The sequence below is a fragment of the Geodermatophilus siccatus genome (assembly GCF_900103785.1).
In the GTDB taxonomy this organism is placed as follows: Bacteria; Actinomycetota; Actinomycetes; order Mycobacteriales; family Geodermatophilaceae; genus Geodermatophilus; species Geodermatophilus siccatus.
Window position 1 is genome coordinate 47,308 of sequence record NZ_FNHE01000007.1, and the last position, 13,908, is coordinate 61,215.

Sequence of the window (13,908 nt, forward strand, 5' to 3'; positions counted from 1 at the left end):
TCAGGCCGGCCGGTCGACTTGGAGGCGCAGCAGCCGCTCGGTCAGCTCGGTCAACGGCACGGTGAGGGTGAACCGGCCGCCCTCGGACTGCAGCCCCGCCTCGCGGACGCCGGCAGCCACCCACTCGGGAATCGCCTCGAGCAGCGCCTCGACGCCGAGGAACACCGGCCCCTCCCCGGGCTCGGCGTCGGACATCGACTCCTCCTCGGCCCGGTCCGCCGCGGTCCACAGCGGGACGACGTCGTGCCCGTCACCGTCGGTCCAGGGGGCCACGCCGTCCTCGTCGCCCCAGGCCCACAGGCCACCGCCGGCAGCGAGGTCGTCCCAGACGGCGGTCGTGTCGGGGTCGGTCACGGTGCCTCCTGCGGGGATCGGGGCCGGGAAAGACGACAGCCGCCGTCCGGGAGGGACAGCGGCTGTCGTACGGGGCGGCGGGCTACTGGTCGTAGCGGCGGCGGAAGCGCTCCTCGAGCCGGTTCTTCAGCGGCTGCCGGCGGACCTTGCCGGCGCGACCGCGACCACCCCGGCCGGAGGCCGCGCCGCCGGCCGGTGCGCCGGGGCCGACCTCGACGCCGCCGGTGACCGAGCGGTAGTTCAGGACGGCGAGGGCGAGCCCGCCGAAGGCGACCAAGAAGCCGAGGGCACCCAGCGGCACCGACGGGATCACCGCACCGCCGATGAGCGCGGCCATGCCCACCACGAACAGCAGGACGCCCAGCTGCAGCTTGCGACGGGCCTTGCCGCGGCGGTCACCGGAGCGGACCGACGAGGCGAACTTGGGATCGTCATCGACGAGGGCGCGCTCGATCTGCTCCAGCAGTCGCTGCTCGTGCTCGGAGAGCGGCACGTCGACCTCCACGTGGGCCAAAGCCAAGACCCGACGGCGGTGCCCGCCGTCGGTGACACCGAGGATACGAGCCCTCCGCGGGGTGCGAAAGGCGGGCCGCGCCGGGCTCGCCGCGATCACCCCGGCGGGTGGCCCGCGGTGTCTGCGGGGAGACGAACGGGGCGACGCCGGAGTTCCCGCCACCCGGTCGGGTGCGACCTCGTCGGGCGTGTCCCGGCGCCGCGTCCGGCTCACCGGGTGCGCTGTCCGTCGCGGTGCAGCAGCGTCGCCGGGCGGACCGCGCCGGCGCCGAACCGGCGGGCGGCGCGGTCGGCGGCCAGCTCGGCCTCCCGGCGGCCGTGCTCCCGGGCGCCCAGCTCGAGCTGGCGCGGCGTCTCCCCGGCCGGCACCAGGCGCTCGGCGCGCACGCCGACCAGCCGGATGCGGGCCCGGTCCAGGCCGAGGGCGTCGAAGAGGGCACGGGCGGTGTCGTAGAGCTCCTGCCCGACGTCGGTGGGGACGTCGAGGGTGCGGCTGCGGGTGATCGTGGCGAAGTCGGCGAAGCGGACCTTGACCGTCACCGTGCGGGCCAGCCAACCGGCCGAGCGCAGCCGGCCCGCCGTCCGCTCGGCGAGACGCAGCAGCTCCCGGTGGATGACGGCGGGGTCGTCGACGTCCGTGCCGAAGGTCTCCTCGTGCCCGGTCGACCGCTCCGGCTCGTCGGGTACCACCCGGCGCGGATCGCGCCCCCAGGACAGCTCGTGCAGGTGTGCGCCGGCCGCCGGGCCCACCGCCCGCTGCAGCGTGCGCACCGGCACGTGCGCGAGGTCGCCGACGGTGCGCAGCCCCAGCCGCAGCAGCACCTCCTCGGTCCTGGCGCCCACCCCCCACAGGGCGCCGACCGGCAGCGGGTGCAGGAACCCCATGACCTCGGCCGGCCGGACGACCAGCAGCCCGTCGGGCTTGGCGGCGGTGGAGGCGAGCTTGGCGACGAACTTGGTGCCGGCCACGCCGACCGAGCAGGTGATGCCCTGCTCGTCGAAGACGCGGGCGCGCAGGTACTCGCCGATCTCGGCGGCGTCGCCCAGCCGCCGCCCGGCGCCGGACACGTCGAGGAAGGCCTCGTCCAGGCTCAGCGGCTCCACCAGCGGGGTGATCGAGCGGAACAGCGCCATGACCGAGCGGGACACCTCGGCGTAGAGCGCCATGTCCCCCGGCAGCACCGTCGCCGTCGGGCACAGCCGCAGCGCGCGGGACGTCGGCATCGCCGCGTGCACCCCGTAGCGGCGCGCCTCGTAGGTCGCCGAGGTGACCACCCCGCGGTTGCCCGCCCCGCCGACGATCACCGGCGTCCCGGCCAGCTCCGGCCGGCGGCGCACCTCGACGCTGGCGAAGAACGCGTCCATGTCGACGTGCAGCACGGTGCAGCCCGCAGCACGGGACGACGACCCCGACGACACCCGACCCCTCCCCGTTGCTCGAACGCGTGTTCGACCGACGGGAGGACGCTAACGCCCGCGCCACCCCGGGGGCACCTCGACGCGGCGTCGTGACCCAGACGTTGCCGACAGCCCGTCCCCGCTGGTCGAGGCGGGTGTGTGAGAGCAGGATGCGGGAGGTACAGCATCTCCGGAGGGCCGCCGGCCGGCGGCCCGGACCCGACGTGATGGGAGACCCATGGCTCTCGACGACGACGACATGACCAGCACCGAGGGCCACGGCCCGGCCGACGGCGGCGCGGCGGGTGGCGGTTCCGACGGCGGGGCGGACGGCGGCGCCGACAGCGGCGCGGGCCACGGCCCGGCCGACGGCGGCGCCGTCGGTGGCGGTTCGGACGGCGGTGCCGACGGTGGCGCGGACGGCGGTGCCGACGGTGGCGCGGACGGCGGTGCCGACGGCGGTGCCGACGGCGGCGCGGACGGCGGTGCCGACGGTGGCGCGGACGGCGGTGCCGACGGCGGCGCGGACGGTTCCGCCTGACCGAGGACCCCACCGCGCAGGGCCGGTCGGTCGACCGGCCGGCCCTGCGTCGGTGCACCGCCCTCGACCCGCGGGTCTTCGCCGAGGAGCACTGGGCCCGCCGGCCGCTGCTGACCCGCGCCGAGGAGACCGGCGGCTCCTTCGACGACCTGCTCGATCTCGCCGCGGTCGACGAGCTGCTGTCGCGCCGCGGGCTGCGCACCCCGTTCCTGCGGATCGCCAAGGACGGCGCGGTCGTCGACACTAAGCGCTTCACGACCTCCGGGGGCGCCGGCGCGGAGGTCGCCGACCAGGTCTCCTCCGACGCGGTGCTGCGGCTGTTCGCCGACGGCAGCACCGTCGTCCTGCAGGGGCTGCACCGGCTCTGGCCGCCGCTGATCGAGTTCGCCGACCAGCTGGCCGCCGACCTCGGCCACCCGACCCAGGTCAACGCCTACGTCACCCCGCCGTCCTCGCGCGGGTTCTCCCCGCACTACGACGTCCACGACGTGTTCGTCCTGCAGGTGGCCGGCGAGAAGCACTGGCGCATCCACGAGCCGGTGCTGACCGACCCGCTGCGCACCCAGCCGTGGAACGACCGGGCCGCCGCGGTGGCCGCCGCCGCCGAGCGCGAGCCGGTGATCGACGCGGTGCTGCGCCCCGGTGATGCCCTCTACCTGCCCCGCGGCTACCTGCACTCGGCGACCGCGCTGGGCGCGATCAGCGCGCACCTGACCGTCGGGATCCACTCGGTGACCCGCTGGGCGGCCGCGGAGAGCGCGCTCGACCTGGTCCGCGTGCTCGCTGCCGAGGACCCCGAGCTGCGCCGCTCGCTGCCGCTGGGCGTGGACCTCGCCGACCCGGCCGCGGTGGCCGACGACGTCGCGACGGTCGTGACCGCGCTGAAGGGCTGGCTCGACCGCGTCGACCCCGCCGAGGTCGCCGACCGGCTGCGGGCCCGCACCTGGTCGCAGGTCCGCCCGGAGCCGGTGGCCCCGCTGGCCCAGGCGACCGCGGCCGCCGCCCTCTCCCCCGACACCGTGCTGCGGCTGCGCCGCCGGTTGCGCTGCCAGTTGCGCGAGGCCGCCGACGGCCGGGTGACGCTGGTCGCCGGACGGCGCTCCCTCGAGCTGCCCGCCGAGACCCGGCCGGCCGTGGCCGAGCTGCTGGCCGCGGGCGAGCTGAAGGTCGCCGACCTGCCGGGGCTCGACGCCGCCGACCAGCTCACCCTGGCCCGCCGGTTGGTGACCGAGTCCATCGCCACCGTGCCCGGTGCGACCGCGGAGCACCATGGGGAGCGTGAGCACGCGCCCGGGAACGGCTCGTGAGCCGGGCGACCCCCGGCACGTGACCGAGCTCGCGAGGTCACGCAGGTGCACAGCACCGCCGGTTGCGGCCCGTCCGAGCGCCGGCGAGGTGACGCCATGACCGCTCCGGCCGACTTCTGCCAGGTCGCGGCAGCGCCCGGACTGCCCCCGGGACGACTCGACCCCGACCGCTGCTCGGTGCAGGCGCTGGTCCGCGGCGACTCCGGCGTCGCCACCGCCTCGCCGGCGCAGCGCTGGCTGTTGATCGAGCAGCCGGGGCCGTGGGGCGTCGACGCGCTCACCCAGTCCCGGTTCGACCCCGCCGTCGCGCCGCGGCTGGCGCACCGGGCGCGGGTCGAGGGCGTGCGCGTGCTGCTGGTCCGCCGTCCCGGCGACCGGCTCACCGACTCGCAGCGCCGCTGGGCCTACGTCGACGGCCGGCCCGGCGTCGAGGGCGTGTGGTGGTCGGTGCGCGCCAGCGACGCCGAGCTGGTCGACGCGCCGTGGGACGGGTCGGTCGGCGAGCGGGCCGACCGGCCGCTCTACCTGGTGTGCGCGCACGGCGGGCACGACGCCTGCTGCGCGCTGCGCGGGCGGCCGCTGGCCCGGACGATGCCCGCCGACGACGTCTGGGAGTGCAGCCACCTCGGCGGCTGCCGGTTCGCCAGCAACGTGCTCGTGCTGCCGCACGGCTTCTACTACGGCCAGGTGCCCGGGGACGGCGCCGAGCTGGTCGAGGCGCACACCGGTGGCCGGGTCGCGCTGCCCTGGCTGCGCGGCCGCTCCGGACTGCCCGCGCCGGTGCAGGCGGCTCAGCAGACCGTCCGGGCAGAGCTGTCGCTGCTCGGGGTCGACGACCTGCCGCCGCGCGACGTGCGCCGGCTGACCCCGGCCGGGGTCGAGGTCGAGCGGTGGGTGGTCACCCTCGCCGGCCCGGACGGCGACGTCGTGACCGAGGTGGAGAGCCGGCCGTCGGAGGAGTCCGCGCCGCTCACCTGCCGGGCGCTGCACGCCGCGCACGGCCACACCTGGCACGTGCGGCTGCTCTCCGGCGTCTGAGCCCGGGACTCAGGCCGCGGCACCGACCGGGGCCGGCCCGACGAGCCCGTGCGTGTGCAACGTGTCGTACACCGCCGTCGCCAGGTCGCCGATCCGGTCCTCGTCGGGTGAGCTGTTCAGGCCCATGGCGACGATCAGCCCGGACTCCGGGAAGTACGCGTGCAGGAAGCGGAAGCCGAGGGTCTGCCCCTCGTAGGACCAGGAGGTGCCCAGGGCGTCGGTCAGCTGGGCGACCCCCAGGCCGAAACCCCTGGGGTCGTCGGGGCTCGTCGCCTCGATGGGCTCGCCCGTCGCCGTCGACACCAGGCTCAGCAGCTCGGCCATCTGCTGCGGCGGCAGCAGCCACCCGTCGTACAGCAGGCGCGCCCACAGGGTCATGTCCGCCGTCGTGCTCACGACGCCACCGGCGCCGCGGGCCCAGGACAGGCTGTACCGGCTGACGTCCTGCCCGACCAGTGCGGCCAGCTCGGGCTGGGTGGTCCGGCTGTAGTAGCCGGCCGGCTGGCGGTCGGCGATCCCCGGGGGGTAGCGGTGCGAGCGGTAGTACGTGTCCCTGAGGCCCAGCGGGCCGAGGAGCCGGGCGGAGAGCTGGGCGGCGTACCCGGTCCCGGTCACCCGCTCGACGACCAGCTCGGCGAGGACGTAGTCGGTGTTCGAGTAGCTGTACCCGGAGGTCGCCGGCAGGGCGGCCGCGTAGCCGAGCAGCTCCTCCCGGGAGAACTCCCGGAGCGGGTGGGCGGCGTAGTCGGCCAGGAAGTCCGGGGCGTCGTCGTAGGTGGGGATGCCGCTGGTCATGCTCAGCAGGTGCCGGAGGGAGACGTCGGCCCACTGCGGGTACTCCGGCAGCCACCGACCGACGGGGTCGTCGATCGAGAGGCGACCCTCCGCCTCCAGCTGCAGCAGCAGCACCGAGGTCATCGCCTGGGTGTTGCCGCCGATCTGCCAGAGGGCGTCCGGCGACACCGGCACGGACCCGCCGAACGCCGTCGTCCCGGCGCTGACGTCCACCGTCTCCGGCCGGTCCCGGAAGCTGACGCTCACCGCGGCGGCCGAGACGTGCTCCGCCGCACCCCGCCCCTGCAGGTACTGCTCGAGGTCCGCCCGCAGGTCCGCTGCCAGGGCGGGGGTGGGGGCCGCCGGACCCGCTGCGGCGGCGGGGGCCGCGAAGCCGGCCGTCACGGCCAGCACCGCGAGGACGAGTCCGGCTCGGGTGGGGCGGGGGTGTGCGCGTCGAGCGGTCATCGGGGGCTCCGCCGTGCGGGGGCACGTCCAGCGGCGGTCGCGGGACGCCGGGCACTGTCGTCCGACACGCCGGTGCCGTCAACGGCCGCCGGTGCGCCGTGCTCAGGCCAGGGCGCGGCCTCGCGCGGCGAGCAGCGGGATGGCCAGCTCCGTCGCGGTGAGTGAGCCGTGGTAGCCGACCAGCCGGCTCGGGCCGGGTTCCCGCTCCGTGGCGGTCAGTGCCCAGGTGCCGCGGGCGAGCGCCACGACGTCGCCGATCCGCCCCGCCAGGTCGTCGTCCACCGGGCCGAAGACGCCGCTGGCGATGGCCTCGTCGCGGCCCGCGACCCAGGCGCGGGCCCCGAGGACCTCACGCCACCGCGCCAGCAGATCGGCCTCGGCGCCGGGGACGGCGTGCAGGTAGCGGGCCCGCGGTTCACCGGCGAGCAGCCGGACGCCCTCGGTGAGCTCGGGGGTGGCGTCGAGGTCGAGCCGGGTGCCCGGCGGGACGTCGAGCATGCCGTGGTCGGCGGTGACCAGCAGCGCGGCGTCATCCGGCAGGCCGTCGACGACCTGCTCGACGAGCCGGTCGACGAGGGCCAGCTGGGCGCGCCAGCTGGCCGAGTCGACGCCGCGGACGTGACCGGTGAGGTCCAGCTCGGCGGTGTAGCCGTAGACGAGGGTGCGCGACGCGGCGGCCAGCGACTCCAGCAGGACGGCGGCCAGGTCGCCGGCGCCCACGGTGCCGGTGTAGCGCGCGCCGCGGTAGGCGACGTTCGACAACCCCGACCCGCGGAACGCGTAGGGCGCCACGGCGCTGACCTCGACCCCCGCCTTGGCGGCCTGCTCGAAGACGCTGCGCCGGGTCATCCAGGCCGCGGGGTCGGGGTCGTCGGTCCACTGGACGTGGTTGAGCGTGCGCTCCTCACCCGGCACCGCCGTGACGAAGCCGAGGACGCCGTGGCTGCCCGGTGGCAGGCCGGTGCCCAGGGTGGTGAGGCTGACGGGTGTGGTGCTCGGGCAGGGCGCGGAGAGGTCGCCGGCGGGGGTGGCGAGCCCGGCCAGGGTGGGCGCGACGTCCGCGTGCGCGCGGACCAGGTCGGCACCGAGCCCGTCGACCAGCAGGACGGCGATGCGGCGGGCGCCGGCCAGACCGGCGGTGAGGCCGAGCGGGTCGGGCGGCAGGTCGCCGCGCTCCACGGGGACGCCGAGCGCGGTGGCGGCGCTGGGGAGGACGTCGGCGAGGGTGGCCGTGCCGTAGTCGGGCCGGGCCAGGTCGGGCGGGAGTCCGTCGACGGGAGAGCTCACGGGCGGGTCGCGAGCAGGTGCAGCCCGGCGGCGACGTCGCGGTAGGGCGAGCTGCCGGCCAGCGCCAGCTCCAGCCGGCGGACCGCCTCGGGGTCGGCGCCGGAGGCGACGTCGAGCAGGTCGGCGACGACCGAGACGCCGCGCCAGCTGCCCGGCTGCAGCCCGGCGGCCTCCACCAGGGCGAGCAGGTCGTCGGGGGCGAACCGGCGGCGGGCCGGACGGCGGGCGCGCCGCGGAGCGGGGTCGCGGTCCTCGAGCAGGGCCAGCGCCTCGACCGGGTGGCCGGCGACCGCCCGGGCCAGCACGGCGCCGGCCCGGTTGGCCGAGGCGACGCTGGCGGTGCCGCCGGGGCGCAGGGCGCGGGCGAGCTCGCGCAGCGTGGTGGCGGGGTCGTCGACCACCTCGAGCACCGAGTGGCACAGCGCCAGGTCGTAGCCGCCGTCGGGTCCGGTGGGCACGACCTCGTGCAGCCGGTCGCCGTCGCCCTGGACGCCGTGCACCCGCGACCCGACGCCGGCGGTCTCGGCCCGCCGGTTCAGCGTGGCGAGGGCGTCGGCGCTGGGGTCGACCACGGTGACGTCGTGGCCCATCCGGGCCAGCCGGACGGCGGAGTTGCCGCTGCCGCCGCCGACGTCGAGGACCCGCAGCGGGTGGCCTGCCCCGACGAGCGGGTCGAGGGCGGCCCAGACGGCGGCCGCGCGTGCGGGCAGCTGGTCCGCGGCGGACGAGGCGGAGGCAGACGGCGGCACCCGTCGGAGCCTAGCGGCGGTCGGTCCCGGCCACCGGTCCGCGCGCGGGGTGCGTCCGGCGGCGGTGACGGCGGTGTGCGCCCACGGCGCATCCCGGGCCGGGAACGCGCCGTCCGCGCACCCCACCACCGCGCGACCGCGTCCTCCCCTACGCGGAGACCCCGTCGGCCGCCCGCCGGATCTCCTCGACGTCGATGCGGCGCATCTGCAGCATCGCCTCGGTGGCCCGCCGGGCTCGTCCGGGATCGGGGTCGTTGAGCAGGGTGGTGAGCTCGGTCGGCACGACCTGCCAGGAGACGCCGAAGCGGTCCTTGAGCCAGCCGCACATGCTCTCCTCGCCACCGTCGGTCAGGCGGTCCCAGTAGTGGTCGACCTCCTCCTGGTCGGCGCACATGATCTGGAAGGAGATGGCCTCGGTGAACGGGAACTGGGGACCGCCGTTGAGGCCGACGTACTCCTGGCCGTCGAGCGTGAAGGAGACGGTCATCGCGGTGCCCTCGGGCATCGGCATGCCGGGGCCGTAGCGGGTGACCTCGCCGATCGAGGAGTTCGGGAAGATCGAGGTGTAGTGGGCGGCGGCCTGCTCGGCCGCGCCGTCGAACCACAGGCACGGGATCTGCTTGGGCATCGGGGGTCCTCTCGGGGTGGGCGGGACGGTCGACTCCGGCGTCGAGGAGTAGACCGCCGTCCCACCCCCGGGTCATCGGTCGCCGGCGCGCGAGTTCGGTGCGCGAACCCCGACCGCGGAGCCGACCGCTGCGCCCCGCCCCGAGCCTGCGAGCGACGGGGTCCTTCCTCAGTGGCCGGAGCTGCCCGGGCTGGAGTGCCACAGCTTGCGCGGCGGCGACGACGTCCCCCGGCGGGTGGCGTCGCGGCGGGCCACGGTCATGGCGTCCTCCCCCGCCGGCTTGATGTCGGCGTAGGGCGACATCCGGAAGCCGGTGGGGTGCACCAGCACCGGTTTGACCACCACCGGCCGCGACCCGCGCGAGGCCGCGGCGCCGGCGATCGACTGCTCGGTGTACTCCCCCGCGGCGGCCATCTGCTCGGCCACCGCCTCCAGCCCACCGGTCTCCCAGGCCTCGTGCAGCGCCGGCAGCTCCCACGCGCCGGTGGCCCGCAGCGAGACCCCTCGCGGGCCGGTACGGCGCAGCACCCCGCGGACCACCAGCAGCCACGAGTGGAAGACCGTCGAGGCGTAGGGACCCTGGGCGTCCTCGAAGAAGGTCGAATCGGTGCAGCCGGTGCCGTCGTCGAGGGTCACGAAGACCACCCGGCGGCCGGAGCGGATCGGCGGTGTCTGGGTGGCCACCTTGACGCCGGCGACCAGCACCTCGGCACCACTGCGGCTGGAGAGCAGCTCCCCGGCCGGCACCGCGCCGATCGCGGCGAGGAACGGCCGGTAGAAGTCGACGACGTGCCGGCTGGCGTCCAGGCCGAGCACCTCCAGCTCGGCGCGCACCAGCTCGGCGTCGGTGAACTCCGGCAGCCCGCTGCCCTCGGCCCAGCCGAGCCCGGGCTCGTCCGCCTCCTCGCCGGGCAGCTCGGTGCCCGTGTCGAGGCCCATGAGGTCGAGGCTGAGCTGTCCGGTCGTGGCGGTCCTCACGCCGCTGCGGCTCCACCGGTCCAGCTCGCCGATCTGCAGCAGCAGGTCGCGGCGGGTGACCTGCCGGCGGCTGCGGGTGGGCCGGCCGGCCTCGCGGTCGCGGACCCCGAAGCCGTAGAGGGAGTCGAAGCCGCCGGCCAGCACCAGCCGCTCCACCACCGGCCGGGACACCGACGCCCGGTGCCAGAAGTCGGTGAGCGAGCGGTAGGGCTGCCCGGCGACGACCCGCTCCACCTCGTCGGCGGAGATGCCCTTCACGTCGGCCAGGGACAGCCGGATGCCGTAGCGGGACGGGTCGGGCATCGCCGCGGGCACCCACTCCGGCCGCGTCCAGCCCCCACCCTCGACCTCAGGTCCACCCTCAGGGTCGGGGGCGGACCCGAGCCGCTCGACCCGGTAGGTGCCGGCCGAGGCGTTGACGTCCAGGCCCAGCACCCGGACGCCGAAGTTGCGGGCGTCGTCGAGGATCAGCCGCTTCGGGTACATGCCCGGGTCGTGGGTGAGCACCCCGGCGAGGAAGGCCGCCGGGTGGTGCGTCTTCAGCCACGCCGACTGGTAGGTGGGCAGCGCGAACGCCGCGGCGTGGGCCTTGCAGAAGCCGAAGGAGCCGAAGGCGACCAGCACCTCCCACACCTGCTCGACCACCTCCACCGGATAGCGCTTGAGCGCCTCGGGCACGAACCAGGCCCGCACCTCCGGGTGCAGCTCCCGGTCGCCGAGCGCGCGGCGGGCCTCGTCGGCCTGGGCGAGGTCGCAGCCGGTCATCTGCGCCACGATCTGCAGCACCTGCTCGTGGAAGACGACGACGCCGGCGGTCTGCTCGAGGAACGGCGCGAGGTCGCGGTGCGGGTAGACCGGGTCCTGCCAGCCGTTCCGGGCCAGCAGGAACGGCGTGACCATGTCGCTCTTGACCGGGCCGGGCCGGAACAGCGAGATGTCGATGACGATGTCCTCGAACGTCTCCGGCCCGAACTTGCCGACCAGCTCCCGCTGCCCCGGCGACTCGATCTGGAACATGCCGAGGGTCCGGGTGCTGCGGATCAGCTCGAACGTCGTCGGGTCGTCGCGCGGGATGGCGTCGATGTCGACGGTCTCGCCGTCGACCCGGGCCACCTCGTCGAGGGCGTGCGCGATCGCCGACTGCATCCGGATGCCGAGCAGGTCGAGCTTGAGCAGCCCGAGCTCCTCGACGTCGTCCTTGTCGAACTGGCTCATCGGGTAGCCCAGGTAGCTGTTCTCCACCGGGGTGCGGTCGAGCAGCGTGGCGTCGGACAGCAGCACGCCGCAGGGGTGCAGGGCGATGTGCCGCGGCAGCCCGTCGAGCCGGGCGACCAGGTCGAAGAGCAGGTCGAGGTCGCCGGTTCCGCCGCCGCGCCGCGAGCCCAGCCGGCTGGCCCGCAGCTCCGGGAGGTCCTTGAGCGCGGCGTGCACCTGGTTGGCCCGGATGTGCGGGAAGGCCTTGGCGACCGCGTCGACCTCGGCCGGCGGCAGGCCGAGGGCGGCGCCGACGTCGCGGATGGCGTGCCGCACCCGGTAGGTGTCCATCATCGAGATGCAGCTGACCCGGTGGGCGCCGAAGCGGTCGATGACCGCGTCGTACACCTCCATCCGGCGGGCGGACTCCACGTCGATGTCGACGTCGGGCAGCTGGTGGCGCAGCGGGGAGAGGAAGCGCTCCATCAGCAGGCCGTACCGGATCGGGTCGACGTCGGAGATGCCCAGCAGGTAGGTGACCAGGCTGCCGGCGCCCGACCCCCGCGCCGCCGCCCGGACCCTCAGGCTCCTGATGAGGTCGACCACGTCGGCGACGGTGAGGAAGTAGGACGGGTAGCCGAGGGTGTCGATGACCGCCAGCTCGTCGTCCAGCCGCCGGGCCACCTCCACCGTTCGGAGCATCCCCCGCCGGCCCAGCCCGGCCTCGCAGCGGGCGCGCAGCACCGCCGAGGGGCCCATCCCCTGCTCGGCCGGGGTGGTGACCACGTCGAGCTCGGGGTAGCGCACGGTGCCGACGCCGAGATCGGCCCGGACGTCGACCGTGCACTGCTCGGCCAGCCGGGCGGTGCGCTCCAGCAGCCGCAGCGCCGCGTCACGGTCGGGGCCGACGAGGTCCTCGGCGACCTCGGCCATCTCCTTGCCCGACTTCAGGTAGCCCTCGGCGGTGCGCCGGTCGACGTGCCGGGTGTCCAGCGGGACCAGCCGGCGCGCCGCGTCCAGGACGTCGGCGGTGGGCGCGTCGAGGGCGTCGACGTAGCGGACCGCGTTGGTCAGCACCGCCGGCACCCCCTCCGCGGCGGCGAAGCGCAACAGCGCCTGCGCCCGGGACCGGTCACCCCGGCCGCGGTGGTGCACGACCTCCAGCACCAGCGAGCCGGGGCCGAACACCGCGCGCCAGGCGGCCAGCCGGGCGGATGCCAGGTCGGCCCGCCCGGCAGCCAGCGCGCGGCCCACCGGGGAGTCCGGGCCCAGCAGGGCCACCAGCCCGGGCGCGTGCTCGGCGGCCAGCGCCAGCGAACTCACCGGCTCCCCGCGCGTGCCCCGCAGGTGGGTGGCGCTGGTCAGCCGGCACAGCGACCGCCACCCCGCGCCGTCCCGGGCCAGGAAGGTGACCCGCGGCAGCCGCGGGTCGACGCTCGACCCGCCGCGGGCCGGCGAGCGGCGTCCGACGCGGCCGGGTGCGTCGTCCGGCGCCCCGGGCCGGCGAGCCCGCGCCCGCTGCGCCGAGTGCACCCCGCCGACCACGGGGGCCAGGGCCGGCGGGACGGTCGAGTCCACCGAGGGCGTCACGGCCAGGTCCACCCCGAACAGCGGCCGCACGTCGGCCGCCCGGCAGGCCAGCGCGAACTTCACCGCGCCGTAGAGCCCGTCGCGGTCGGTGAGCGCCAGGGCCCGCATGCCGTGCTCGGCCGCCCGCTCGACCAGGTCGACCGGGTGGTTGGCCCCGTACTGCATGGAGTAGCCCGAGGCGACGTGGAGGTGGACGAAGGGGTCGGGCCTCACCTCCCGTTCCGGTGCTCGGACCCGCCGACCACCCGGGGACGCGCGCGCCGGGGCGACTCCGGCGACGGCGTGCTGCCGAGGGCGTTCTCCACGACGGCGAGGAAGGCGCGCACGTCGCGGACCAGGTCGTCGGCCTCGCGGTCGGTGACGGCGTGGGACAGCCCGGCCTCGGCGGCAGCCCGTTTGGCCGCGCCGGCGGCGAAGAAGGTGGCCCACTCCCCCAGCTCGGGCGCCACCTGGCCGAGCAGCACCCAGGCGCTGCGGGGGCGGCGCCGCCCGGACTCCGGCCGGGTACGGGCGGCCAGCACCGCGGCCGCGGCGCGCAGCGCGCCCAGGTGGGCGGTGGCGTAGCGCTGCCGGGCGTCGGCGCTCGCCGCCGCCTCGGCCAGCGCCCGGGAGGCCTGGTCGAGCAGCTGGCGGGCGGCCGGCGGCAGCGGCGGGGGCAGGGGCAGCTGGTCGGCCATGACGCGGACGGCCCCCATCAGTCGTGCACCCGCACGAGCGACCAGCGGTTGTCCGCCGACTCCCAGCTGAGGTCGAAGACACCGGCGAAGCTCATCCGCGACCGGCCGGCCCGGACCGCTTCGACCCGCCACACCTGGCGGCCGGCGACCAGCTCGGCGGAGGCGCCACCGGCTCCCGCGGCACCGCGCTGCCACCACGGGGCGGTCTCCACCCACGAGTCGAGCAGCTCGCCGACGACGTAGCGCGACTGCCCGCGCCAGAACTGCGCCGGCCCGAGCGGCCCGCGCTCGACCTGCACCTCCTCGCCGACCCGCTCGCCGACCCCGCTCAGCACCCGGCTCATGACAGACTCCCCACCCGCTCCGCCGCCCCACCGACCCCGGCCCGCCGCACCGGGCGGGGAAGGACCCG

General features: G+C 76.4%; 13 protein-coding genes. 3 read left to right on the top strand and 10 right to left on the bottom strand.

The features are described from left to right. From BLS21_RS13985 to dinB, 3 genes are all read right to left on the bottom strand, one after another. Positions 1 to 354, bottom strand: a complete 354-nt coding sequence (locus BLS21_RS13985) for a DUF2750 domain-containing protein (protein ID WP_091219337.1) — start codon at positions 352 to 354, stop codon at positions 1 to 3. 82 nt (positions 355 to 436) lie between these two features. Further along, positions 437 to 847 carry a DUF3040 domain-containing protein gene (locus BLS21_RS13990; RefSeq protein ID WP_091219902.1) on the bottom strand — a complete coding sequence of 137 codons (411 nt, stop codon included), beginning with the start codon at positions 845 to 847 and terminating at the stop codon, positions 437 to 439. Positions 848 to 1,077: 230 nt separating this feature from the next. After that, positions 1,078 to 2,247, bottom strand: coding sequence for a DNA polymerase IV (gene dinB, locus BLS21_RS13995; protein WP_245700418.1), 1,170 nt, complete (start codon positions 2,245 to 2,247; stop codon positions 1,078 to 1,080). A gap of 256 nt (positions 2,248 to 2,503) precedes the next feature. Here dinB and BLS21_RS25175 point away from each other — a divergent pair, with 256 nt between their 5' ends. The 3 genes from BLS21_RS25175 (at position 2,504) to BLS21_RS14010 (ending at position 5,151) form a co-directional block, all read left to right on the top strand. Beyond that, positions 2,504 to 2,806 (top strand): BatC protein, encoded by a 303-nt coding sequence (locus tag BLS21_RS25175; protein WP_091219342.1) that lies wholly within the window; start codon positions 2,504 to 2,506, stop codon positions 2,804 to 2,806. A gap of 308 nt (positions 2,807 to 3,114) precedes the next feature. Beyond that, complete coding sequence (locus BLS21_RS14005; protein WP_342705778.1) at positions 3,115 to 4,113, top strand: cupin domain-containing protein; 999 nt, start codon at positions 3,115 to 3,117, stop codon at positions 4,111 to 4,113. A 96-nt stretch (positions 4,114 to 4,209) separates the two neighbouring features. Continuing rightward, on the top strand, positions 4,210 to 5,151 hold the full coding sequence (locus BLS21_RS14010; RefSeq protein WP_091219346.1) for a ferredoxin family protein: 942 nt from the start codon (positions 4,210 to 4,212) through the stop codon (positions 5,149 to 5,151). Between the two features lie 9 nt (positions 5,152 to 5,160). On the opposite strand, the gene BLS21_RS14015 is transcribed toward BLS21_RS14010, so the two are convergent. The 7 genes from BLS21_RS14015 to BLS21_RS14045 all read right to left on the bottom strand — a co-directional run bounded on the left by BLS21_RS14015 (position 5,161) and on the right by BLS21_RS14045 (position 13,840). Next, a complete protein-coding gene (locus tag BLS21_RS14015; protein ID WP_091219349.1) occupies positions 5,161 to 6,393 on the bottom strand; it encodes a serine hydrolase domain-containing protein in 1,233 nt (410 codons plus the stop codon). A gap of 102 nt (positions 6,394 to 6,495) precedes the next feature. Next, positions 6,496 to 7,680, bottom strand: a complete 1,185-nt coding sequence (locus BLS21_RS14020) for an alkaline phosphatase family protein (RefSeq protein WP_091219351.1) — start codon at positions 7,678 to 7,680, stop codon at positions 6,496 to 6,498. Further along, positions 7,677 to 8,429: a class I SAM-dependent methyltransferase gene (locus tag BLS21_RS14025; RefSeq protein WP_091219905.1), complete on the bottom strand. Its 753-nt coding sequence runs from the start codon at positions 8,427 to 8,429 to the stop codon at positions 7,677 to 7,679. The genes BLS21_RS14020 and BLS21_RS14025 overlap by 4 nt, the downstream gene beginning before the upstream one ends. Positions 8,430 to 8,577: 148 nt before the next feature. Then, complete coding sequence (locus BLS21_RS14030; protein WP_091219353.1) at positions 8,578 to 9,057, bottom strand: VOC family protein; 480 nt, start codon at positions 9,055 to 9,057, stop codon at positions 8,578 to 8,580. Positions 9,058 to 9,225: 168 nt separating this feature from the next. Next, entirely contained in the window at positions 9,226 to 13,032 is a 3,807-nt protein-coding gene (locus BLS21_RS14035; RefSeq protein WP_091219357.1) for a DNA polymerase III subunit alpha, read from the bottom strand. Then, positions 13,029 to 13,514 (bottom strand): SAV_6107 family HEPN domain-containing protein, encoded by a 486-nt coding sequence (locus BLS21_RS14040; protein WP_091219359.1) that lies wholly within the window; start codon positions 13,512 to 13,514, stop codon positions 13,029 to 13,031. The genes BLS21_RS14035 and BLS21_RS14040 overlap by 4 nt, the downstream gene beginning before the upstream one ends. Next, positions 13,514 to 13,840 (bottom strand): DUF6504 family protein, encoded by a 327-nt coding sequence (locus BLS21_RS14045; RefSeq protein WP_091219361.1) that lies wholly within the window; start codon positions 13,838 to 13,840, stop codon positions 13,514 to 13,516. Before BLS21_RS14045 ends, BLS21_RS14040 begins: the two co-directional genes overlap by 1 nt. Positions 13,841 to 13,908 lie beyond the last annotated feature (68 nt).